Origin of the sequence: Vibrio tetraodonis, assembly GCF_003350295.1 — a bacterium.
Taxonomy (GTDB): domain Bacteria; phylum Pseudomonadota; class Gammaproteobacteria; order Enterobacterales; family Vibrionaceae; genus Vibrio; species Vibrio tetraodonis.
Genome location: NZ_QLYY01000014.1, coordinates 1 through 24,256, shown reverse-complemented (window position 1 = coordinate 24,256; position 24,256 = coordinate 1). Strand labels below are relative to the sequence as shown.

15 protein-coding genes and 1 pseudogene are annotated in these 24,256 nt (G+C 43.7%); 2 read left to right on the top strand and 14 right to left on the bottom strand.

The annotated features are described in order from the left end of the window. The first annotated feature begins 112 nt into the window (after positions 1 to 112). Positions 113 to 739: an esterase/lipase family protein gene (locus tag DPF90_RS10570; protein ID WP_114786308.1), complete on the top strand. Its 627-nt coding sequence runs from the start codon at positions 113 to 115 to the stop codon at positions 737 to 739. Positions 740 to 789: 50 nt separating this feature from the next. Here DPF90_RS10570 and choV read toward each other — a convergent pair whose 3' ends face one another. Genes choV through betI form a run of 6 tightly spaced genes read right to left on the bottom strand, consistent with a single transcriptional unit; the run spans position 790 to position 7,627 of the window. Continuing rightward, positions 790 to 1,968 carry a choline ABC transporter ATP-binding protein gene (gene choV / locus DPF90_RS10565; RefSeq protein WP_114786307.1) on the bottom strand — a complete coding sequence of 393 codons (1,179 nt, stop codon included), beginning with the start codon at positions 1,966 to 1,968 and terminating at the stop codon, positions 790 to 792. 2 nt (positions 1,969 to 1,970) lie between these two features. Beyond that, entirely contained in the window at positions 1,971 to 2,813 is an 843-nt protein-coding gene (gene choW, locus DPF90_RS10560; RefSeq protein ID WP_114786306.1) for a choline ABC transporter permease subunit, read from the bottom strand. Positions 2,814 to 2,858: 45 nt separating this feature from the next. Continuing rightward, positions 2,859 to 3,797 (bottom strand): choline ABC transporter substrate-binding protein, encoded by a 939-nt coding sequence (locus DPF90_RS10555; protein ID WP_114786305.1) that lies wholly within the window; start codon positions 3,795 to 3,797, stop codon positions 2,859 to 2,861. Between the two features lie 27 nt (positions 3,798 to 3,824). Next, entirely contained in the window at positions 3,825 to 5,525 is a 1,701-nt protein-coding gene (betA, locus tag DPF90_RS10550; protein ID WP_114786304.1) for a choline dehydrogenase, read from the bottom strand. 25 nt (positions 5,526 to 5,550) lie between these two features. Beyond that, on the bottom strand, positions 5,551 to 7,011 hold the full coding sequence (gene betB / locus DPF90_RS10545) for a betaine-aldehyde dehydrogenase (protein ID WP_114786303.1): 1,461 nt from the start codon (positions 7,009 to 7,011) through the stop codon (positions 5,551 to 5,553). 19 nt (positions 7,012 to 7,030) lie between these two features. Continuing rightward, entirely contained in the window at positions 7,031 to 7,627 is a 597-nt protein-coding gene (gene betI, locus DPF90_RS10540; RefSeq protein WP_114786302.1) for a transcriptional regulator BetI, read from the bottom strand. Positions 7,628 to 7,930: 303 nt separating this feature from the next. On the opposite strand from betI, the gene DPF90_RS10535 reads away from it, so the two are divergent. Then, positions 7,931 to 8,458 (top strand): GNAT family N-acetyltransferase, encoded by a 528-nt coding sequence (locus DPF90_RS10535; protein ID WP_114786301.1) that lies wholly within the window; start codon positions 7,931 to 7,933, stop codon positions 8,456 to 8,458. Between the two features lie 12 nt (positions 8,459 to 8,470). Here DPF90_RS10535 and DPF90_RS10530 read toward each other — a convergent pair. The 8 genes and pseudogenes from DPF90_RS10530 to DPF90_RS10495 form a co-directional block, all read right to left on the bottom strand. Further along, a pseudogene (locus DPF90_RS10530) lies at positions 8,471 to 9,562 on the bottom strand (HNH endonuclease signature motif containing protein); the annotation flags it as partial. 314 nt (positions 9,563 to 9,876) lie between these two features. Continuing rightward, on the bottom strand, positions 9,877 to 10,797 hold the full coding sequence (locus DPF90_RS10525; protein WP_114786300.1) for a hypothetical protein: 921 nt from the start codon (positions 10,795 to 10,797) through the stop codon (positions 9,877 to 9,879). Positions 10,798 to 10,836: 39 nt separating this feature from the next. Continuing rightward, positions 10,837 to 11,226: a RidA family protein gene (locus DPF90_RS10520; protein WP_114786299.1), complete on the bottom strand. Its 390-nt coding sequence runs from the start codon at positions 11,224 to 11,226 to the stop codon at positions 10,837 to 10,839. A 1-nt stretch (position 11,227) separates the two neighbouring features. Further along, positions 11,228 to 11,641 carry a GNAT family N-acetyltransferase gene (locus DPF90_RS10515; RefSeq protein WP_114786298.1) on the bottom strand — a complete coding sequence of 138 codons (414 nt, stop codon included), beginning with the start codon at positions 11,639 to 11,641 and terminating at the stop codon, positions 11,228 to 11,230. A gap of 118 nt (positions 11,642 to 11,759) precedes the next feature. Beyond that, positions 11,760 to 12,461, bottom strand: coding sequence for a 4'-phosphopantetheinyl transferase family protein (locus DPF90_RS10510; RefSeq protein WP_114786297.1), 702 nt, complete (start codon positions 12,459 to 12,461; stop codon positions 11,760 to 11,762). A gap of 83 nt (positions 12,462 to 12,544) precedes the next feature. Continuing rightward, positions 12,545 to 13,786 (bottom strand): diaminobutyrate--2-oxoglutarate transaminase, encoded by a 1,242-nt coding sequence (ectB, locus tag DPF90_RS10505; protein ID WP_114786296.1) that lies wholly within the window; start codon positions 13,784 to 13,786, stop codon positions 12,545 to 12,547. A 23-nt stretch (positions 13,787 to 13,809) separates the two neighbouring features. Further along, positions 13,810 to 15,129 (bottom strand): MFS transporter, encoded by a 1,320-nt coding sequence (locus DPF90_RS10500; RefSeq protein ID WP_114786295.1) that lies wholly within the window; start codon positions 15,127 to 15,129, stop codon positions 13,810 to 13,812. A gap of 61 nt (positions 15,130 to 15,190) precedes the next feature. Further along, a complete protein-coding gene (locus DPF90_RS10495) occupies positions 15,191 to 24,250 on the bottom strand; it encodes a non-ribosomal peptide synthetase (RefSeq protein ID WP_205395186.1) in 9,060 nt (3,019 codons plus the stop codon). Between the last annotated feature and the right edge of the window lie 6 nt (positions 24,251 to 24,256).

Below are 24,256 nucleotides of genomic sequence, written 5' to 3'. Positions count from 1 at the left end.
AAAGACCAATGTTTCAACTCCTTGTTTAACTGATTCAAACAGTGCTGTCCCATGCTAGATAAATACAGTGAGAATTGGCACAATGGTTTTTCTTTGATAAGTAGGACCACCAATGAATATTGTTATTCTTCATGGGCTGTATATGCATGGTTTGGTCATGAAGCCGCTAAGTCAAAAGCTCAGATCATACGGTCATGATACAAAAACGGTTAGCTACAACAGCCTAGCAATAGACGAAAACAAGGTGTTTAACGTTATTGATCATGCACTGTCAACAACACAAACAAACGTGCTGGTTGGGCATAGCCTTGGCGGACTTATCATTAAGCACTACCTAACCTCTCGCGCTCCAAATATTGAGCGAATATCTCATGTAATCGCCGTAGGTTCACCACTGCAAGGCGCTTCCATTGTCAATCGGATCCAAGATTTGGGTATGGGAGCAGTATTAGGTAATGCACCTAAATTTGGTTTAGAACAACACGAAGATAATTGGAATCATCCACAAAAGCTGGGAAGTATTGCGGGAACACTAGCTATTGGCGCAAGAAGCTTACTGATGATAGAAGATAACACTCTCTCAGATGGTACTGTAACGGTCGAAGAAACCAAAATCGAAGGTATGACAGACCATATCGAGATGCGCAGCGCCCACACCACTATGATATATAACTCTGCGGTGCCAAAACAAATCGACCATTTCATTAAGACAAACGGCTTTATACACCGCAGCCGGTAAAGAAAACCAGCGCTGCTAAGAAATATCGGCTTAGGGCACTGGTCAAATCATCATGCCGCCTTATGTTTACCTAGCAAGCCAGAATAAAAGTCGTTGTCATCTAGCACCCCCACCAACTCGCCATTTTCGACCAATAGAATAGGCTGTCCGCTGAGCTGCTTTAGCTTAATTGCTTCTCGCATGCCTATATCTGGGCTAGCTATCACCACACTTTGATGCGATATGTCATCAAGATTCACTTTTTCATCTCGCCAATCGATAAGTGTTAATGAAGTTTTATCATCAAGGTAGAGTTTGCTATCGCGTTCTTCAACCCAAACTTTTTGCACAGGGCAAATCTGCAATCTTGCCGCTTCGCGCTCTAATTGACTTACAGGTTGCATTAATGAACGCCCTTTAAGCACATTGAGTGGGTTAGTATGCGCGACAAAATCTTTGACATAATCATTTTCAGGCGCCAAGACTATTTGTTCAGGTTTGCCATGTTGAATAAGTTTACCCGACTCCATAATGGCGATGTTATTACCGATTTTGAGCGCTTCATCAAGATCATGGCTAACAAACAAAATAGTTTTATTGAGTTTTTTCTGTAGGGAAATAAGTTCATCTTGCAACTGTGCTCTAATAAGGGGATCAAGCGCTGAAAAAGGCTCATCCATAAGTAAGATGTCGGTGTCCATCGCAAAAGCTCTTGCTAGCCCTACTCTCTGTTGCATGCCACCTGAAAGTTCATGTGGGTATTTATTCTCCCAATCAGACAGCTCCACCATAGCAAGCTGCTCGCGCGCTTTCTCTCTCCTTTGCGCTTTGGGCATACCAAGCATTTCAAGCCCAAAAGCAACATTATCCAATACAGTAAGCCAAGGCATTAAGGCAAACTTTTGAAACACCATAGACACTCGATGAGTACGAAGGTGGCGAAGTGTATTGGCATCACAGGAAGATAGCTCAACTTGGCTATCGCCATTTTTCACTTGTAAAGAACCACGAGTAATAGGATTTAGGCCATTCACAGCGCGCAGTAAACTTGATTTACCCGAGCCTGATAAGCCCATAAGAACGCATATTTCGCCTTCTTTGACACTCATGGTGACGTTATCGACACCGACTACTTGCCCTGTTTGCTCGATGATCTCTTGACGAGTTTTACCCTCATTTAACAGCGACAATGCCTTTTGTGGTTGATCGCCAAACACCACATCAAGGTTTTTAATCGTAATGGCATCCATGATTAAGCCTCCTTTTGATTAGGTGATTTGCACAAACGATCTAAGATGATCGCCACCAACACAATCGCAAGGCCAGCTTCAAATCCTTGAGAAATGTTGACTGTGTTCAGCGCTCGCACCACAGGCTTACCTAACCCATCAGCGCCAACAAGCGCCGCAATCACGACCATAGACAAAGACAGCATAATGCATTGAGTGACACCAGCCATAATGCTTGGCATGGCTGCTGGCAACTCTACTTTAAACAGCAGCTTTCTCTTACTCGCGCCAAAAGCTTGCCCTGCCTCAATAAGCTCTTCAGGCACTTTGGTGATCCCCAGATAGGTCAATCGAATTGGCGCTGCGATGGCAAAAATGACTGTTGATATTAGCCCAGGAACAATACCGAGACCGAACAAAACAAGAGTTGGAATCAAGTATACAAAGGTGGGTACTGTCTGCATTAAATCTAGAATCGGCCGCAATAATGTGTATAGCCATGGCCGGTGAGCAGCCATTACTCCAACGGGGACGCCTATCAGTACAGACATGGTCGTGGCGGCAAACACTAATACAAACGTCTCTAACATTTCCTGCCAATAACCCAAGTTCAATATCATTAACAAAGCCGCAATCACAAATACAACAAGCGGAATACTTCGATGCAAATACCAAGCGATGGCCGCTGTGGCGATAATTGGCACCTCGGGTGGCATCCATTTAAACAGATCAACGACAGACAAAATAACAGTTTCAAGAAAAATAGAAATGGAATCGAAGAAGCCAGCCGCGTTAATGGTTAACCAATCAACGCCCTGCTCCATCCATTGACCAAAAGGAATTTTGTTGTTTGTAATAAAGTTCACAATACAGCCTTATTTTGTGGAGCGGGCCTAAGCCCGCCAATTACCTTATGCATTAGCATTGACGTAGTCAGAAACCGCCTTAATGGCATCATCACCAGAGAGAGTTTGCACGCCGTTAAGCCATTTATTGAGAAGCTGAGGGTTGCTTTTAAGCCATTGCTGAGCCGCTTTGGATGGCTTCATTTTTTTATTCAGTATGTCTTCCATCAATGCACTCTCCATCTCAAGACTGAACTCAAGATTTTTCAACAACTGCCCCACATTTTTGCATTCGTTCAAGTAGTTAGATCTGACGTTAGTGTAAATATTCGCACCGCCATAATTAGGACCGAAAAATTCGTCTCCCTCCGCTAGATACTCCATTTCAACAGCTTGATTCATTGGATGGGGTGCCCAGCCTAGATACACAATCCACTTATTGCGACGAACTGCGCGAGCAACTTGAGAAACCATGCCCGCTTCACTCGACTCTACGAGGTTAAAATCTTTGAGACCGAAAGCATCTTGGTCGATCATTGACTGAATAAGTCGATTACCATCGTTACCCGGTTCGATACCATAAATGCGGTTTTTGAACTTATCTGCGTTTTTTACTAGATCAGAAAAACGTTTAATCCCAGCATCATAAACATATTTTGGTACCGCTAAGGTGTATTTAGCCCCTTCAAGGTTAGCTCGCACCGTTTCAACGGTTCCTGCCTCACGATATTTAGCAATATCTGCTCCCATCGTTGGCATCCAGTTACCTAAAAACACATCGATATCACCATTGGCCAACGAAGAGTATGTGACGGGGACCGAGAGTAAATCGGTTCTGGTTTTATATCCCATTCCCTTCAGTAATTCACTTGCAACCGCAGTAGTGGCGGTGATGTCTGTCCAGCCAACATCAGCAAAACGAACCGTTGAACATTGATTGGCGTAAGCACTCATTGTCGTTGCGCTGAGCACTATCATCGCCAGCGACTTTTTCATCATAGACATAATGGTTTCCTTATCATTATTTTTCCCCTAAGCCTGAGGCTCAACCTCTCTCACAGGGGTATTAATTCTTTGGTTATCTTGCCAATCTGGCGCTATCCATACTGGAAGTTCCGTTGCAGCCAACACTGGTAAGCCCAAAATTAAATCTGCAGCCCGCTCAGCCACCATTATGGTTGGGGCGTTTAAATTGCCATTAGGAATGGTGGGAAATACAGAAGAGTCGACAACCCATAAGCCTTCTACACCTCGCACTCGGCATTGAGAGTCCAAGACCGCCATAGGATCATCGTCAGAGCCCATCTTGCAGCTACATGAAGGGTGATACGCACTTTCTACGTTTTGCTTAACCCATTCATCAATCGCTTGGTCACTGGTGATGTGCTCACCAGGCTGAATTTCATTGCCTCGATATTCGTCCATCGCAGGCTGGCCCAAGATCTCACGAGTCAAACGAATACAATCGCGCCAATCTTGACGATCTTGCTCTGTTGAAATGTAGTTAAACTGAATTTCTGGCTTATCTTTAGGATTGCTGGACCTAATTGCCACTCGGCCACGACTTTGCGGCTTATTTGGGCCCACATGTACTTGAAATCCATGACCATCAAAAGCGACTTGGCCGTCATAACGCATTGCCGCTGGTAAGAAGTGGTACTGGATGTTGGGCCATTTGAGTCCTTTACGAGAGCGAATAAACGCGCACGACTCAAAATGATTAGTCGCACCCAAACCTTTACGGGTCAAAATCCATTCAGCGCCAATCATTCCTTTACTGACTAAGCCAAGCTTACTGTTAAGTGTTATTGGCTTGTGGCACTGATACTGAAAATACACCTCAAGGTGATCTTGAAGGTTTTCACCAACACCCGGTAAATCGTGCTCAACTTTTACCCCAGCTTTTTCAAGCACCGCCTTGGGGCCGATACCCGAAAGCTGTAAAAGTTGCACAGACCCTATAGGGCCAGAGCTGAGTAGCACCTCTTTGTTGGCAAGGCATTGTACCAACTTGCCTCTGTGCTCAAATTCAACACCGATTGCTTTTCTATTCTCAAGCAATACTTTATGAGCCTGTACACCTTTCAATAAGGTCAAATTAGAACGCTTCAAAGCACGCCTTAAGTAGGCGTTAGACGTTGATGCTCTTACCCCTTTATCAACCGTCATGTGCATGCTACCAAAGCCTTCTTGTTGATAACCGTTGTAATCTGATGTCGTCGGATATCCGGCTTCCTCACCTGCTTTGATAAAGGCTTGATATAATGGGTTCAGCGTCATGTTATTGCCGCTGCATGTACCTAATGGACCAGCGCCGCCACGATAGTCATCTTCGCCTCCAATCCATGCTTCTGCGCGCCGAAAGTAAGGTAAACAGGCTTGATAATTCCAACCTTCAGCGCCCTGCTCTTCCCATTCATCAAAATCACAGGCATGACCTCGGACATACACCATACCGTTAATAGAAGAACTGCCGCCCAACACTTTCCCTCGCGGACAATGAAGTTTGCGACCATCCAAACTTTGTTCGGCGACCGTCTCAAACTGCCAAGCGTATTTTTCGGTATTCATCGGGTACGACAATGCGGTTGGCATTTGAATAAAAATGCTTTTATCACTGCCTCCGGCTTCAAGCAATAAGACCTGATGTTGACCACTTTCTGTCAGTCTATCGGCTAGCACACAACCCGCAGACCCCGCGCCAACGATGATATAATCGTAGCTCTGTTTCATCTCTCACCTCTTAAGTCACAATGGCTTAGGCATAGGGGCTTTGGTAAGGGCCCAGCTCAACTAATATGCTTTTGGTCTGAGTATAGTGACGCAAAGTTTCCGGACCATTTTCTCGGCCAAGACCTGAATGCTTGTAGCCACCCACTGGCATTTGAGCCGGAGAGTCACCCCAAGTATTCACCCAGCAAATCCCTGCTTCTAACTGGTGAATCACTCGATGAGCTTTAGCCAGATCTTGAGTAAACACCCCAGCCGCTAAACCATAGTCAGTATCATTGGCGCGTCGAATCACCTCTTGTTCATCTGAGAACTTAAGCACAGACATCACAGGGCCAAAGATTTCATTTTTGGCATGAGGCATGTCATCCGAGCAATCATAAAAGACGGTAGGAGCGACAAAATTACCTTTAGACAGCCCATTGTCAGTCACTTGATTACCACCAATCAGCAGTTTGGCACCGCTTTTTTTAGCCATTTCAATCGCTTCTAATACTTTATCAAGGTGCTGACGCGAAATTAGCGAACCAATTTGGGTATCCATATCCATAGGATCGCCGACAATCAGTTTTTCGGTTCTTTGTTTTAATTGGCTCAAAAAAGCCTCATACAGAGACTCATGCACATAAACTCTGGTTCCATGAGTGCACACTTCACCCTGGGTGTAGAAATTCGCGACCATGGCTGCTGATACGGCATCATCGAGTTTGGCATCCTCAAACACCACCATAGGCGATTTACCGCCAAGCTCCATAGTGACATGTTTGAGCGTTGCTGAGCTATCGGCCATAACAGCCTTGCCCGTACCCGATTCACCAGTAAATGATACTTTGGCAATGTCAGGGTGCGCTGTCAGCATTTGTCCCACTCGATAATCACCTTGCACCACATTAAATACACCATCCGGCAAACCAGCTTGTGTAAAGATTTCCGCCAGTTTTAAAACGGAAAGCGGCGTTTCTTCAGAGGGTTTAAATATCATCACATTACCGGCTGCTAAAGCAGGCGCAGATTTCCACATTGCAATTTGGATAGGATAATTCCAAGCCCCTATCCCAGCACATATTCCAAGCGGCTCACGTCGAGTATAAAAAAACTGACTTTCGTTTAGCGGTTGCTGCTCGCCCTGCAAGCCAACAGCAAGTCCAGCATAATATTCTATGACATCTACACCTGTTGTAATATCGACTGCAATGGCTTCTTGCAAAGGCTTTCCAGTATCTGCAACTTCCAGTGCAGCAAGCTCATCATTTCGCTGGCGAAGGATCTCGACCGCCTTCAATAAAATGCGGCTGCGCTCGGTAGACGTCATCGCAGACCATATTTGAAAGCCTTTCTTAGCAGACTCAATTGCCATGTGTAAATCGTCAACATTTGATTGACCTATCTCTGCCAGTGGCTCGCCATTTGCTGGGTTGTAGGTGATAAAAGTTTCGTTTGATGTGGCATAGCATGCACAACCATCGATATACTGAGATTTCATTTTCATCTTATGTTTAGCACTTTATTTATTTTCTTGAGTAGTGGTTTAGTTGATTGTCTAAATAGTCATTAATAATCAATCGAGCTTTACTGGCATCAATACCACCAGGGTTGAGTGTTCCTCGTAACCAAATGCCGTCGATTAATGCCGCGATTCCATGGGCAACAATCTCCGCTTGCTCACTATCAAACAAGGCTTTAAGTTCGGTTTTCAGGTGAGATAAAAGTCGTTTTTCATTGACTCTTTGAAGTCTTTTCAACTGTGGGTCATGGATAGAATGCGACCAAAACGCCAGCCATGTTTTTGCCACTTTATTTTCTGCCTGATAGCCCACGAAGTTACCATCTATAATGGCGTTTATCCTCTGGTGGTGCTCATTCTTCGGTAGTTGGCTAAGACGTGATTTTACCGTATGAGACAGCTGACGAAGGACTTCTCGCATTGTCTCTTGCAATAAACCTTGCTTACCCCCGAAATAGTGATTAATGATTCCCGTCGATACGCCCGCTTCTTTGCTAATTAACGCAACACTTGCACCGTGCAAACCCACTCTGTCTATCACAGACATAGTCGCATTAACCAACTGAGGCTTTCTAATATCAGGCATCCCTACCTTAGGCATTAACCCTTTTCCTTTTTTAATTGAACGTTCGATTAAAAATAAAATGCCTGATTATTAATTAGAGTTCAAATCAATTATCATAAAAATGATACATATGACCGTTCATAAGTGATACAAAACGGGGGGAAACTCATATCTTTCCAGCGATTATTTACTTGTAATTACCTATAACAAGCTGATAAACATACAGTTAATCGAAGAAAATCAGCACTAGTTTAACTTAACGGTTTAATAGCCCTTGCTTGCACCTAGGAATCACTCCAGAACCAATAATTAGAGAACTAATGACAATATTATTTTATTATGCAAATTGAATTACCCAATATAAGGATACAAAACAGTATTTTTACCACCTCAAACCTGATGTTTAAGCCAGTTTGCGCTTCTGATGGTAAGGAGTTATTTGATGCCTTCAGTGCTAATGCATTTCATCCAGACTTAGCCCTTTCAAAACTTGATACGCTCAATAAAGCAAGGCAATGGTGTGGGGATCGGTCTAGAGACTGGCAAACGAATGAATGTTTTGTCTGGACATGCCGACATCGGGTGGACTTATCACTTGTTGGGCAAGTCACACTCCTTCCGAGGCTTAAAGATGTTGCGCTCGCCTATTGGGTGGCACCAGAAAAAAGGGGGCGTGGCTATGCGACAACCATGTGCAGAGACGTACTCAGATACACCATAGATATAGGCTACAAAGGCAGTATTTGGGCAGGCGTCCATACTTGGAATAAAAGCAGTATCTCCGTGCTATCTAAGCTTGGGTTTAAACAGACAGAACCCCAGAATGACTTCATAAAGGAGTTCTATCTGCCAATTCAATCACTGTGAAATCATAGTCAGTTAATGCCCCCAAATTTGCTCAACAAATTCTGGGTGATCAACAAAAGGATTGCGGTTGTTCTGAAATTGAAACACCGCTTCATTTCGATCTCGCTCTTTCTGGTCAACAGGGTCACTTAAGTGCCAGCGTTTGAACATCTCAAGTGCCCATGATTCAAAAACTTGATCTGAGGTTCCATTAAGCACTGCATCAGAGCTACTGGTGTTGCCTTCCCAGTAAGCAATGTCATGCTCGTAGCGTGTTGCCATGTAAAAATATACACGCGCAAGATCGCCTTTAAATTGATCAACTGGCTCAAATACGGTTCCAGTGTAGTTTAAATCGCTCGTCGCATAACCAAGCTTGGATCCATTTGATGATTGATAAGTCGCCACACCGACCTCTCCAAAAGGCCAATTACCCCGCTTTGCATTCACATAGCCATCTGAAGCAAAAAGATGATGGCCATCAGTATTCATCGGCGCGACTTTACCGCCAAACCAGCTCTTAGGAAAAGAGTGCTCTCGATTATAGCAGTCTCCCTCACGACGGTAGTTACCGCACTGGTCAACTCTAGCGACATAGTTGATTGAATCTGGCGCTGATACATTTTCCGAATATATATCAAGGATACTGCCATCATTCTCATAGTAGCGATCAATATCTGCTGATTTGACCAAACTCCATACTGCCGAATAACTTTGCCGCTGATGATTTTTGATAATATTGTGTAATGCGGTTTTCAGCTCATAACCTGATTTTCCCTGTGCTGACTGATAATAATCTTTGCCTTCACCACTCTTCTCACCCAGAACAAAGTGGTGCTCAATAGAGTCGTCAAATCTTCCACCAGAGACCAGCTCCTGCTCATTAAGTCTTAAACTGTAAGCACCTTCGCCAAATTGACAACAGATACCATCCCCCTCTGAATCCAAAAATTCAAGCGTGTACTGGCCAGCCTCTAGACACATTAACTTTTGGTAGTTCTGATTATTGTCATAACCCGATCCCGTATACAGAGTCTTATCTTGGTTATTTCTAATCTTCCAGCTTGTCTCTGCTCCACAATCGTCAGTATTGAGACTCAAGGTGACATGATAATCCGAGCAAGCCCCCATCGATTGCTCAAAGGCCTCACCTCCTAGTTTGATATTATCTGGTGAGGCATTAGCTTGAGCAAACAAACATGAGATCAATAGGCCTGATAGATAGGCGTATTTCTTAAACGGTAAGATCACTGCAACTCCTTCATTGTCAACAAATTTGCAACACAACTTAGGTGATCAGCATCCAATGATAAATACCTGATTTATAGATATAAGTGATAGAGCAAGTTATTAGTTACAAACTTTTACATACCTCTCAATTTCATCGACATTTTCTCTATCTCTACTGGTGAGTTTTCTCAACCAGAACTCTATATCATCTAATTATTAATCCAATGATTAACCACAGAGATGAAGTCTGGATGAATTAAATATCCAATCGATGCATGAGGATTGGACCGCCCTTCCATAACGGTCAGGTTGTAGATATGAAAATCTTCAATAGGGGCTTTAAGTAGACCTAACTTAGACATCTCGTCATAATCATTGCTTACACGAGTATCATGAGAAATAAAGTCATCTTCTGCGGCAAAGTTACACCATCTTCTAACATTGGTTGGGTACTTTTTAAATCCTCGGTTTCTGCTTCCCTTAAGCTGTTGTTTGACGTTTTCATCTGCCAAGGGAGATCCCAAGGTTACAAAGAGATTTACTTTTTTATCAGCGCCATACAGTCGACGATATTCACCATAGTGAGAGAGCTTCCAGAGATTATCAAAGCAAATCATAGAGCCTAAACTGTGGCCGACAAGCATAATATCATCCCCTCTGTCTAACGCTTGCTTAAGCGTAGGTGTTAGGCGACTTCTTACATCACTCGCGAAATAGGAGTCACCATTCCAATAATGAGCCATGTCCGGAGCAACAAGTTTTATTAAGGGAGTGGCGACACCAAGCTTTCCTAGCGGAGCAGAAAAAATATCTGCCAGCGCCTCTTTAAGAAAACCTGCTTGAGTTAGTGCGTGATATGACGCTTTATTAAACTGCTGCTTGGTGTAGCTTTTAAGTCTTTCCAGTGATTGATAACGTAACCCTATATCTTCCATTGGCTGCTGCAAAAAGTCATTCGACAAATCACCGTAATAAATGAAATCTTTGTTGATCTCCTGAAACTGTTCCAAGGCTTGCAGGCCAACATCTCTTAATAATCCATGGTTGATTGCTTCATACCAAAGCTGTTGTAAATCATCTTTCGATGGTTTTTGCGCACGGCCGTGCACAAAAATAATCCTTTTGGCCATCAGCCAACATCCTTGTAAAAATGGGTTTAGATATGGGTGTTACATCCCGTGGGTATGTTCAAGCCCAGCAATGGCCTCAATTTCTATCTGCAAATCGGGGTAAATCAATGCTGAAACTTCCACCAAGGAACAAGCAGGTAAGTGCCTTTGGTAAAAAGCAAATAGCTGCTCTCTTATCGATGAAAGTAAACTAATATCGGTGACAAATATGGTTAGCTTGATTAAGTCAGATATGGCACAGGCTTCAGCCTCAAGTATTTGTGATATCTGGGACAACACTTCCTCAGTTTGTTCAATCAGTCCACCTGACTGAGCATTTGTGCCAAGTACCGTCAGTCCGGAAATGTAAAGTGTCTGCTTGTGTCTTGCTGCGTGTACATATGGGCCTGCGATGGCGGGCAAAAAATCGTATCGACATTTTTGAATCATATTATTGTTTTGCTGGCTTAAACTTCTTTGTCATTCCTTGGCATGCTGGAGATACCAAGCGATAACCCAATTTTTGGTAGAATTCAGGCTCATCAGCAATCATTGACACATAAGAGCCCTCCAACGCCACTGATGCTAAGTACCCATCAATATACTCCATTACCTTTCTGCCTAGTCCCTTTCCTTGATACTCAGGATCAACCGCGACATCCACCACTTCAAAATTACAAGCCCCGTCTCCTACTACTCTTCCCATAGCAACAAGTAGCTCACCATCTCGAATTGAAATTGCATACAAGCTATTTGGAAGTGCGATAGTAGCGGCTTTTAGTGATTTGGCCGACAGCCCTGCCTTGACACGCAAATCGCAAAATTCACTTGGATTTGGTGAAGTTTCTTGGTAAATCAAACTCATGCATTGTACCCCTCTAGATGAAGTGAGAATGATACACCATAGAGCTGTCTATAAAAACAGTATGCGTTTATTTTTATTTGATTATCTTTCTTCAAATCATATACATAGATGTCTGAGCTTATCCATAGATATAGGTCAGTACACCATCAGACAATACCTTAAAACAACCTTTTATTGACCAGCCTTGTTGATATTCTTTACCAAAGCTGGTCAAAAGCTCGATGATAAAAGCTCCATTGGTGGTATCTATACTGCGAACTCTTGCCTCATCAAAACCAAAAAAAGTGTTCACATGAGGATAGAGCGCCTTATAAAAACTTTCTTTCAGCGAAAAAATCAAGGTAACACCACGCTCAAATGCTAAGTCACTTTGCAAAAGCAGCTGTTTTTCCGATTGATCTAACAGCTGATCGCAAAGCTCACCAGCGAGCTCTGCACTCATCCAATGTTCAAAGTCGATACCAAGCAATCTATGATGCTTTTGCTCTGCCACGGCAGCTATCACAACTCCATCAGAGTGAGTAATCGACCCAATTAATCCCTGTGGCCAAATAGGAGAGCGATCTTCATGTGTACCAATTTTCGGCTTAGTGCTATTAATTCGCTCTATTGCCTTTCGAGCAACAATACGTCCTGCAAGATATTCTGCGCATCGCTTATCAACCGCCTTGCCTAGATTGCCTGGGAAATCAACTTGATGGTGGCCAAACAAATTTTGATGGTATGCACTGATATCAAAGCCAGTATGTTGAACTTCAATTGTTTCGGGGAAATCAAGTAAGCCTATTGGGGATGAAATTAGAAATTCTTGTCTATCCAAACTATTTACATCTTATAATCAGTCATTTAAAAGGGCTCAACCCATAGGCTAAGCCCTTATTCTATAGTTACAGAGTATACATCTTAGTAAATATGTTTAAACACCGCTTCGACTCTATCTAACCCTCGCACTAAAGTGTCTCGCTCAATGGTGAGAGGTGGAAGGAACTTTAAAACGCTATCCTTGGCACCGCAGCACTCTAGCAAGAGCTTTTCATCAAATAACTGTTTGGATATGAGCTTAGCGACATCATTTTCGGGAATTTCAAGTCCCCATACCATGCCTCGGCCACGAGCAGACATATTCAAAGCAGGGAAGGCCTTAACCCACTCATTTAAGCGGCCGCCGATCACCTGTCCTTTGCGTTCAACTTCTGCAGAAAACTCCGCGTCTTTCCAGAAATCAAGCAGTTGAGTTGCGGCGACAAATGCTAGGTTGTTTCCTCGAAATGTACCAGTATGCTCTCCGGGTAACCATTGATCCCATTTGGGCTTGATTAGATTTAAAGCTAATGGCAACCCGCCCCCTATGGATTTAGACATACAGACAATATCTGGTGTAATATTGGCAAACTCAAAGCTAAAAAACTTACCTGTTCGTCCGTTTCCTACTTGAATATCATCGATAATAAGTAGAATATCGTGCTGCTGACATATGTCCGCAATTTGGTTTAGCCATTGCTTAGAAGCTGGGTAAATCCCCCCCTCTCCTTGGACTGTCTCTAAGATAATAGCGGCAGGCAGAGCGACACCACTGCTACTGTCTTCAATGAGTTGCTTTAGGTATGAAGCAGTATCCACTTCTGAACCAAAGTATTGATCATAGGGTGCATGGTAGACATCGCTTCTCCCACCATAGGTTGACTGGTGATAATAGTCATTCCCCGTCAGAGCAAGCGCCCCGGCCGTTAAGCCGTGATAGCCGCGAGTGAAAGCGATAACATTTCTTCTTCCCGTGACTCTACGTGCTAATTTAACCGCAGCCTCCACAGCGTTGGTTCCTGTTGGACCCGTAAATTGAATTTTATATTCTAATTGTCTTGGCTCTAGAATAATTTGATTAAATTTTTTAATAAACGCCTCTTTTGCTATGGTCGCTTTATCAAGACTATGTAATATTCCTTTTCGACTGAGATAACAAGAAATGGCATTCAACATCGCATCAGGATTATGACCATAATTTAATGTTCCTGCCCCGGAAAAGAAATCGATATATTCATTGCCTTCTATATCCCATATTAGAGCATTATCCGCCGTATCAAATACCGCAGGAAATGAACGAATATAACTTCTTACTTCTGATTCTAAGCTTTCAAAAACCTTCATTGTTTTCCCTTTCAACTAAGTTATTATTTTGATTTTTTACAGAAAATTGCCACACTAAGTATGATCATTAATCCACATACACTATATAAAAAAGCAATACCTCTCCCTGGGCCTATGCCAATAATTTCTCCTACATTGCTTGCCAGCAAACCGCCCTCATTGAACATGGGTTCAAAAACAAAATCTGCCATTGGTCCTGCAACTAAAAAAGCCAGAGGTAATGACATTTGGGTTACCAAGGTTTGTACGCTAAGCACTCTCCCTTGTAGTTCACTCGGCACAGAAGTTTGCCATATGACTTGATTTACGCTTTCAACCATGACAAACAATAAGGTCATCATCAATGCAATAACCATTAACACCCATACGGTAATACTCTGATTAACAAAAATAAGCGATGCACTAACCAAAATAATGCCAATAAAAAATAGTATCCAACATAAAAAGGCATTTTTATCTTTGACATCACTCAATAACATTAGGACAAATGAGCCCATAAGGGTGCCTATCCCGGCTGCTGTTAATACAGTGCCAAGTTCAACAACAGTTGAGAAACTCAGCACCAAGGGGGTTAGCAATACATGAACAATACCAATACTAAAGTTAACGACTCCCATAAATATCAAAAGAGATAAAAGATATTTATGCCCCATCAAATATTTAAAACCAAATTTCACTTGCTGTAGAACACTCTCTTTTTCGCCATCAAGAGACTCACTTCTACCATCATTGCGATTAATTTTGGTCACGATAAAAGAAAGAATAAAAATGGCACTGACAAAGCTCACTACATCAAAAATGAAGACTCCTTTTAGGCCAATAGTGACAAGAAAGAATGCCGCAAGAGCAGGAACGGATAATTCCACGATCCCTAGACCGCCCTGCGAGAACCCTTGATACTTTATCAGTTTTTCTTGTTTGACCAACACAGGAACCAAAACCATAAAACTTTGACTAATAAAGCTATTAAATACTGAACCTATACTGACAAACACAAGTATCCATTCAAAACTTAGCATTTCCTTTGAGTACAAAAACATCATGCTCAGTGAGCAAAGCCCAGCACCAACATGGCCAACGATCATAATGCTCCCTCGAGGGAAACGGTCAAGAAAAGTACCGACCAAAGGGGTAAAAAATAGCTGTGGAGCAAGTGCTGCAAAACCGATTATCCCATATGCTGTTGCAGAGTTCGTTTTCTTATATACCCATTGTCCTAATGCAAAATCTGTCATTAGGGTTCCCAACAGGGAGATAAGCGTAGCAGCAAGCATAATAAAATAAGCCAGATTGCTAAACCCACTGTTAGGGTCTTCCATAACCGTATTGGTTGGTTGAGACATAAATTTATTCCATATTAGATAAGGCTATTGCCCGATCTACAAACGGGAAATAGCCATACAGTTACTTTTGATTGATTACGGTAATAAGTGACAACAAATAATCTGCGATACCAGCAACATGGTTTTTGTGAAGCATAGAATTATGCTCTCCAGTAACTATGGAACTTTGTATCTGTTCGAGTGAATAAAGAGAGTTAGCATCCAAAACCTGCTGCAAATAAGGCGAACTCTCTTCACAACACAGAAGATGTATGCTGCCAACACATTGGCCAGATGGGTGATAGCCGCGATTCATTAGCTCCTGTTGTTTATAAATCTGCCAGAACCCGTCAAGCGAGAAGCCGTCCTTATCGCAAAAACCTTGGTCTGACAGTTTTTGACCAATAGCGAATGATGCAGCGTCGAAATCAAACTCACTAGAGTGTTCCAGCACTGGTATATCTATGCCTAGCCAGTTCGAAATACCACTGAGAAAAGACGTTTTGATTTCTGTTTCACTTGGCTCACGACTGACAGCTTCAAAACTTGCGTCGGTCAGAAGAGTATCCAGAAGTATCAAGCTAACTTTTATAGACTCAGCTTCAAGTCTACGCATCACTTCGAATGCCACTCTTCCACCAAACGAATGGCCTATCAATATTACGGGTTCACTAAACTGAGTCGCTTTGAGTTCTTGAACATATCTATCGACCATATCATCAAAACACTCGGTTGACTCAGTATGTCCAAACATACCCGGAGCGTCGAACGCATGGATATTAACTATCCCACGCAGCGCATTTGCTAGAGGCGCATAGGCCATCGACATACCACCTAACCCAGGAAAACAATAGATGTCAGATTGTGCACCCTCACTAAACGACACTAAACACTTAGATGTGAGGTTGGAGTCCCCGTCATCCATTTTACCTTCAATGTAACTTGCTAAATCTGACAAAACAGGGGTCGAGAATACTTCTTTTACCGTCAAGTCAACGTTAAACCTAGATCGAACCTTATTGACCATTGACATAATTAACAAGGACTGTCCACCAATCTCAAAGAACTGAGCATTGCGGCTAATCGGTGCATCAGGCTTAATTAGATGTTGCCAAATCTCAGCCAATTGAAGCTCTGTTTCTCCTATTGGTTGCTCATAACTTTCTTGTCCAAGATCAAACGATTTTTTCAGCAAAGCCTTGCGGTCTATTTTGCCATTCGGCGTGAGTGGCATCGCTTTGATTGCGACGATTGAAGAAGGCACCATATAGTGAGGAAGCTCAGCTCGAATACCTTGATAAATAGCTTGCTTGATTGAAGGCCAAGATGTGTCGGTATTTGAATCATCAATCACAACGTAACTTACTAAAGTAGGCTCTACACCCACGGCAGACTGGACACAGGTAATCGCTTCGCTGACCCATGGATTTTGCAACAATTGAGACTCTATTTCGCCTAATTCTACTCTAAAGCCACGAATTTTTACTTGGGTGTCTAAACGTCCCATGTAAACCAGAGAACCTTTATCTACCCAGCGGACCTGATCGCCTGTTCTATACAAACGGCGAAGTTGGCCATCAATATTTACCGTAACAAACGACTTGTCAGTCAGTTCTGGGCGATTCAAATATTCACGCGCAACGCCTAAGCCACCAATATACAATTCGCCACCAACACCATTCGGAACGGGCTCAAGGTATGGATTTAAAACGTAAAACTGGGTGTTAGCAATTGGACCACCAATAACACCTAACGCATCGGTTCGACGTATACGCTTTACTGCCGACCAAACGCTTGTTTCGGTCGGACCATACATATCAAATAGCTGATGCTCATCACTTATAAGCAAGCCTGTCTTAACCGCTGCATTCATAGCTTCACCACCACAGAGCATTTTTAACATCACGTCAGGTTTCCAGCCGTTATTGAGCAGTAATTGCCATGTCGCAGGCGTGGCTTGCATAGCGGTAATACGCTCGTAATCAATTAGGCCGGCGAGTAATTCAGCATCCATCGTCGCTTCTGTACTTGCGATAACAACCTGCGCACCAAGAATTAAGGGCAAAAACAGCTCAAGCGTATGAATATCAAAAGACATTGAAGTGACTGCAAGTAAATTATCCGTCCTTTCAAGCCCAGGATTAACTGCCATAGAGCAAAGAAAGTTGAGCAAAGAACCGTGTTCAATCGCAATTCCCTTTGGTTTACCCGTAGATCCGGATGTATAGATGACGTAAGCCAGATCAGTTCGAGTCACTTCTGGTAACGTGTCAGTAGATACCATCTCCGACATTTCGCTATCTAGGCACAGCTTGCTTACTGAACCATCAAGTTGTTCAGAGAAACTCTTAAGCGTTAAAACCAAGCTTGGTTGTGAATCTTCCAACATGTACTCGATACGATCATTTGGATAACGAGGATCGAGTGGCACATAACCGCAACCAGCTTTACCGATTGCAAGCATAGAAATCAGCATATCCAAAGAGCGGTCAAGATAGATACCTACCAGCTGCTTGGGAAAAACACCAGCCGAGATAATGCGCCTTGCAAGGCTCTCGGAGGCTTGGTTCAATTCAGCATAAGACAGACATTGATCACCAAAACGGGCTGCCATTTGGCTAGGGTGTAATCTGACTTGTTGCTCAAACAAAGACAAATAACTGCCTACGTCTGGAAGCTCAAACTGAGTCTGATTGTATTCATTAAATAAAGAGCGACGCTCGGAATCACTCGTAATAGGCAGCATATAAACGTTTGAATCTGGCGATGCGAGCATTTCCTTAAGCAGGGTAGTCAAAGCACTATTGAATTTTTCAATAGTGTTAACATTGAATAAATCTCTGCAAAATTCCCACGCTAATTCAATGTTTTTCTCTTTTTCTATCACATGCAAAGTAAGATCAAATTTTGCAACCACATTCTCCTCATCAGTCAGATCAATAGTCCTAAACAGATCCGTCTCTTGCCCTTTTTGCACATAGTCAGTAACAGAAAGCATGATCTGAAATATTGGGTGATGACTCAGACTACGTTCTGGTTGCAAAGTATCCACAATGCGTTCAAACGGAACCTGTTGATGCTCATAAGCCTCCAATGCAATGCGCTTAGACTGCTTAATCATGTCGTGAAAGGTAATGTCATCACTAAGCTGGCTTCTAAGAGGCAAGGTGTTGGCAAAAAAGCCAATCAAAGAGGCCGTCTCGGAGTATCCACGGTTTGCGACTGGGGTTGCGATAACAATATCTTGCTGATTACTCAGTCGGCTAATTAAAACACTTAACGCAGCATGCAACCCCATAAAAGTCGTCACACCATGCGTTTTACAAAGCGTCCTAAATGATGAGACAAGTTCATTCTCAAGTTCAAACTTAAATAACTCCCCATGGTAAGACTGAGACTTGGGTCTTGGTCTATCGAGAGGCAGTGAGTGCGCTTGAGGGCTACCATCGAGCTGGCGGTTCCAGTAGTCTAAATGCTCATCAAGTTCAGACTTTGCTTGAGGTTGTTGTAACCAATTCGCGTAGTCACCATATTGAACAGGTAAAGGTGATAGCTCAATTTCGGCTCCAACATAAAGGCGTTCAAGCTCAGAATGTAAAACCCCAAGAGACCAGCCATCGGATGCGATATGATGCATAGTTAATATGACAACACTTCTATGCTCAGAGATATCGACTAGATGTCCTCTGAATAAGGTATCTCGAGAGAGATCGAATGGCGTATTTGCCTCTTGCTGCGCGATGGCTTTAAGTTTAACGTGCACTGATTCAGCATCTTGGTGACTTAAATCTGAGTAGCCTAACCCCAAGCTCTTTGGATGAGCATTAACTTTTTGCCAAACTTGGTCACTGTGATCAAAATAGCTTGTACGCAAGATTTCATGTCTCTCAACCACTTTAAGCAACGCATTCTCTAGCCTACTTTTTTCCAGCTTTTCCTTTGCTTCAATCGTATAGCAAATGTTGTAGTACGCATTTGCCCCTTCCATTTGATCGATAAACCATAATCTGTGTTGCATATGTGAAAGAGGCAACAAGCCATCGCGCTGACTCGGTATGATCGTAAGTTTTTCAGACTCCACATTGGTTTGGTTAATTAAAGCCGCAAAGTCGAAAAGTACTGGTGTCATGAACAGCTGTTTCACAGATAGAGACACATGAAACTCTTGTCTGACCAGAGCCAAGACTTGAATCGCTCGCAAAGACTGTCCGCCGATATCAAAGAAGTTCGCTTCACGGCTGATACTCGACTGCTCGATTTGCAATACTTGGCCCCAAATCCGTGCAAGTTGGTGTTCCACCCTATTTTTAGGCGCCGAATACTCTGTTGATTTGAACCTAAAGCGAGCCACTGGCAAAGCCCGTCTATCAACTTTTCCATTTGGTGTTAAAGGAAGCGATTGGAGGAGAATAATTTGTGCGGGCACCATATGCGAAGGCAGTGATTCTGACAAATATGCCGTTAAGCCTTCTGTATAATCCTTGTCTTCAAATTCCCCGTGATTGGGAACAACATAACTCACGAGCTGTTTGTCCCAACTATTCGCCCCTGTCACGTCAAGGGTAATGGATTCGGACACACCGAGATGTCTCTGTAACTGAGCATCAATTTCACCCAGTTCAATTCGAAAACCGCGAATTTTAACTTGATGATCAAGACGCCCCAAATACTCAATCTCACCTTGGTGATTCCACTTGGCTAAATCTCCTGTTTTATACAACCGAGATTGATTATCAGTTGAGAATGGATTCGAGATAAACCGCTCTTTGGTTAACTCAGGACGGTTCAGGTACCCTCTTGCCACACCATCTCCGGCGATATAAAGTTCTCCTGCCACGCCTATTGGTGCTATCTGCAGATCTTGGTTCAGCACGTAAAGCTGAGTGTTATTGATAGGCTTTCCAATCGGAACCGTGACGTAATCGATCTCAGCCTTACAAGCATGCCATGACACATCAATGGCCGCTTCTGTTGGCCCATAAAGATTATGTAACTCAGCATCATGGTTTTTTGTCCACTCTTTAGCTAGCTCTGAAGGTAGAGCTTCTCCACTGGCAAACACGCGCCTTAACGAGCTAGATTGGGTTTGGTATCGACCATCAAACATAAACATAGCCAACATAGGTGGTACGAAGTGCAGTGTCGTGATCTGGCTTTGTTCAATGACATTCAATAAGTAATCAACATCTTTATGACCTTCTGGCCTGGCTATTACAAGCTCTGCACCTACCATTAAAGGCCAGAAAAACTCCCATACTGAAACATCAAAGCTAAACGGAGTTTTTTGCAAGACCTTGTCCGTGTCATCAAGAGCAAATTCTTGCTGCATCCATAGAATTCGGTTAACCAAAGCTTTGTGTTCGTTCATCACACCTTTGGGTTTGCCCGTCGAACCAGAGGTATAAATCACATAAGCGAGATTGTTTGAAGTAAATCCTGCACTGATTGGATTAGAAAAATGACTGGAATGAGAAAAATCGAAAGTATCTAAATTTATTTGTAAATGATCTGCTGATACACTGCTTGCCGTCGCATTGGTAGTCAAGATCAGTTGAGGCTTTGCATCATCGAGCATGCTATTAATACGCTCAGTTGGATAGTCCGGGTCCAAAGGTACATAAGCCCCTCCAGCCTTCAGAATTGCGAGTAAAGCAACCACCATTTCTATAGAACGATAACAGCACAAACCGACTAAGGTATCAGGCCCAACGTTGGCTGATTGAAGACGAGCAGCAAGCGCATTGGCTTTATTGTTTAGCTCATGATATGTCAGAGAGTTACCCTCAAAGGTCAATGCAATGCGATTTCGGCTTCTACCAACTTGTTGCTCGAATAGAGAATGAATGGTTTCAAACTCCGGGTAAGACTTGGCAGTGTCATTAAACTCCTCTTCCAATAGCGCCTTATCCTCATCAGGAACAATTTCATGTGACATAACACTTTGACTTGGCGATTGCACCAAATTAGACACCAAGGTTACAAAGATCTCGTTTATTCTGCTGATGGTCTCTGAGGTAAACAAAGATGACGCATACTCCCAACCAAGACTTGCGCTGCCCTGCTCTTCTGCGACGTGTAGAGTGAGGTCAAACTTAGACGTATGATGGTTCTGCGTTTGGTCCAACGCGATAAATCTTTGCTTACCATCATGCTCGGAATCATCACTGGCATAAGTCAGCATGATCTGAAACAAAGGTGAGTGTGCCAAGCTGCGTTCCGGCTGGATGAGCTCGACCAACTGCTCAAAAGGCATTTGCTGATGTTCATATGCAGCTAATGCTTTTTTCTTTGACTGAGCAAGCAGTTCAAGATAGGACGGGCTCTCGCTCAAGTCACTGCGCAAAACCAATGTATTAGCAAAAAATCCGATATTATTTACTACATCGACATGTTCACGATTGGCTATCGGCGTACCAATGACAATATCATTTTCACTACTTAGGCGTCCGATCAAGGTCGAAAATGCTGCATGGATCGCCATAAAAGGGGTGACTCCCTGATTTTGGCAAAGCTGAGTTAACTCACCAAAAATCTGGGGCGGTAGCTTACCAACCAATAATTCACCAGCAAACTTCTGCTCAGGAGGCCTTGGTAAGTCAAGCGGCAGACGATGAACCATGGGTAGTGATTGCAGCTCCTGTTGCCAGTACAAGCGGAGCTTTTCAATATTCTCACCAGTAAGCCATGTTCTTTGCCAAACCGCATAGTCTCCATATTGTATTGGCAAAGGCGCCAAGCTATGCGGTTTCCCTTGCATAAAAGGGCCATATATGAAGTTGAGTTCGTTGACCAACACTTCAAGTGACCAGCCATCAGCAGCAATATGATGTAAAGTGAGCAACAATATGTTTGCTTGATCATGTTCAATGACAATCCGCGCCCTGATCATAAGGTCTTCACCCAAATCAAAACCTGTCTTCGCTTCTTTGACAAACAACGCTGATATGAATTGTTGTTGGGACTTGGTATCTTGGCCACGAAGATCATCGATAGCCAATGGAAAAGCGGTGATTTCTCCCCTTACCTTTTGAACAGATTCCCCTTCGCATAACTCAAAGCTCGTGCGCAAAATTTCATGGCGATTGACGATTTCGATGAGAGTTTTTTGGAGAATATTAAGGTCAACCGCTTCATTCCAACGAAACGCCAGAGGCATATTATAATGACTGCTATCACCTTCCAGCTGGTCGATAATCCAGAGTCTTTGCTGCATATCAGTCAGAGGTAAAGGCTGGCTTCGGTCAACTGGTAAACATTGATGCTTAGACTGAAGCGGTGCGTTCGCTTTGTTCTCAATATACTTTGCTAAGTCTTTTAACTCAGGGGAGATGAAAACATCTTTCATTGAAATATCGAAATTGAATACGGCTTTTATGCCGTTCAATAACTGGATCGCTTTAAGAGACTGTCCACCGACTTCAAAGAAATTCGCATCTCGACTGATGGTCGATGCATCCAGATTGAGCACCTCTGACCAAAGCTGACACAAACGCGCTTCTACCTCACCCTGCGGCGCCTGATAGCTCACGCCCATGCTCAGCGACGTTGGCTCTGGTAGCCCCTTACGGTTTATCTTGCCATTCGGTGTCAGTGGCATCGCCTCTAATACTTGAATAATCGATGGCACCATATAGTGGGGCAACTGCCCTTTCAGATGCTCATACAAACCGCTTCGCGCTTCGTCGATTCGCTCAACCCAGTCAGAGTTCAAAACCGCATAGGTCACCAATTGGCTTTCACCACTGTCACTGCCTTGGCGAACCACGCTCACCACGTGATTGACGCTTTCATGGCTTTGCGCCGCCGCATCAACTGCGCCCAGCTCAACCCTAAATCCTCGAATTTTTACTTGGTGGTCAGTGCGACCCAAATATTCCAGCTCGCCATCTGCTAGCCGGCGTACTCGGTCTCCCGCGCGATACATACGCTCGCCCGAAACAAAGGGGTTAGCCACAAACGCCGCATCGGTTAAATCATCACGATGCAAGTAGCCTCGAGCTAGTCCTTCACCCGCAATATACAACTCTCCCGCAACACCGGTTGGTACAAGCTGATGCTGCTCATTGAGCACATAGAACTGAGTATTTCCAATCGGGTGACCTAAGGTGATAGCCGATTCTTGTTCAATTCGTTTCACCGATGACCATACCGTTGTCTCGGTTGGCCCATACACGTTCCAAAGCTCGATAGCACCATGAGTGAGTAGCGATGACTTCAAGCTCTCTGGCATGGCTTCACCACCACATATGGCGCGCAGAGGCTGCGCTGGCTGCCAGTTATCATTGACCAGCATTTGCCAAGTCGAGGGCGTTGCCTGCATCACACTCACCTGATGCTTGCTTATTAATCCTGCTAACTGGGTTGGATTAAGTGCATCATCACTCGAGGCCACCACCACATGACCACCCATAACCAAGGGCAAATACAACTCCAACACATGGATATCAAACGACATCGAGGTCACCGCGAGTAACGTATCTTCTGCGCTCAATCCTGGCTTTTTCGCCATCGACCACAAGAAGTTCATCACTGATTGATGCTCAACCGAAATGCCTTTAGGCTCACCAGTAGAGCCTGAGGTGTAAATAACATACGCCAAGTCACGAGAGGTCAAATCGCCACGGGCAATCAGCTCGCGTTCTACGTTTGCCCATTGGTGATGTTCAACCACCAATACCGCCTCCGTGTAAGCTGCCATCGCTTTCTCAGAGTCCTTATCACACAGCACCAAGCTTGGTTGACTGTGCGCTAACATTCCTTGTATTCGCTCTTGTGGGTAGTTAGGGTCGAGCGGCACATACGCCCCGCCCGATTTCAATATCGCAAGTAAAGACACCAACATCGACATCGAGCGCTCTTGGTGAACGCCCACCAAATCATCGCTGCCAACACCCCGAGATTGAAGCTCATGCGCTAACGCATTGGCTCGCTTATTCAATTCTCGATAGCTTAATGTTTCACCATTAAAGGTGGCTGCAGGTGCGTCTGGTGTAAGCACGGCTTGAGCTTCAAACAAATCTGCAACAGATTTATCTTTGGGGTAGTCTTGCTTGGTCTGGTTGTGCGCGTAAAGCTCTGTCTCACGTGTCTTTGAGTCAACCAATGGTACCGAGAACGCACAGCGCTCTGGATTTTCAGTCATAGCTTC

What these genes read in the sequence shown, in the direction of transcription:
- DPF90_RS10570 (WP_114786308.1), top strand. Translation starts at nt 113, where the DNA reads ATGAATATTGTTATTCTTCATGGGCTGTATATGCATGGTTTGGTCATG.
- choV (WP_114786307.1), bottom strand. Translation starts at nt 1,968, where the DNA reads ATGGATGCCATTACGATTAAAAACCTTGATGTGGTGTTTGGCGATCAA.
- DPF90_RS10555 (WP_114786305.1), bottom strand. Translation starts at nt 3,797, where the DNA reads ATGTCTATGATGAAAAAGTCGCTGGCGATGATAGTGCTCAGCGCAACG.
- betA (WP_114786304.1), bottom strand. Translation starts at nt 5,525, where the DNA reads ATGAAACAGAGCTACGATTATATCATCGTTGGCGCGGGGTCTGCGGGT.
- betB (WP_114786303.1), bottom strand. Translation starts at nt 7,011, where the DNA reads ATGAAAATGAAATCTCAGTATATCGATGGTTGTGCATGCTATGCCACA.
- betI (WP_114786302.1), bottom strand. Translation starts at nt 7,627, where the DNA reads ATGCCTAAGGTAGGGATGCCTGATATTAGAAAGCCTCAGTTGGTTAAT.
- DPF90_RS10535 (WP_114786301.1), top strand. Translation starts at nt 7,931, where the DNA reads ATGCAAATTGAATTACCCAATATAAGGATACAAAACAGTATTTTTACC.
- DPF90_RS10525 (WP_114786300.1), bottom strand. Translation starts at nt 10,797, where the DNA reads ATGGCCAAAAGGATTATTTTTGTGCACGGCCGTGCGCAAAAACCATCG.
- DPF90_RS10520 (WP_114786299.1), bottom strand. Translation starts at nt 11,226, where the DNA reads ATGATTCAAAAATGTCGATACGATTTTTTGCCCGCCATCGCAGGCCCA.
- DPF90_RS10515 (WP_114786298.1), bottom strand. Translation starts at nt 11,641, where the DNA reads ATGAGTTTGATTTACCAAGAAACTTCACCAAATCCAAGTGAATTTTGC.
- ectB (WP_114786296.1), bottom strand. Translation starts at nt 13,786, where the DNA reads ATGAAGGTTTTTGAAAGCTTAGAATCAGAAGTAAGAAGTTATATTCGT.
- DPF90_RS10500 (WP_114786295.1), bottom strand. Translation starts at nt 15,129, where the DNA reads ATGTCTCAACCAACCAATACGGTTATGGAAGACCCTAACAGTGGGTTT.
- DPF90_RS10495 (WP_205395186.1), bottom strand. Translation starts at nt 24,250, where the DNA reads ATGACTGAAAATCCAGAGCGCTGTGCGTTCTCGGTACCATTGGTTGAC.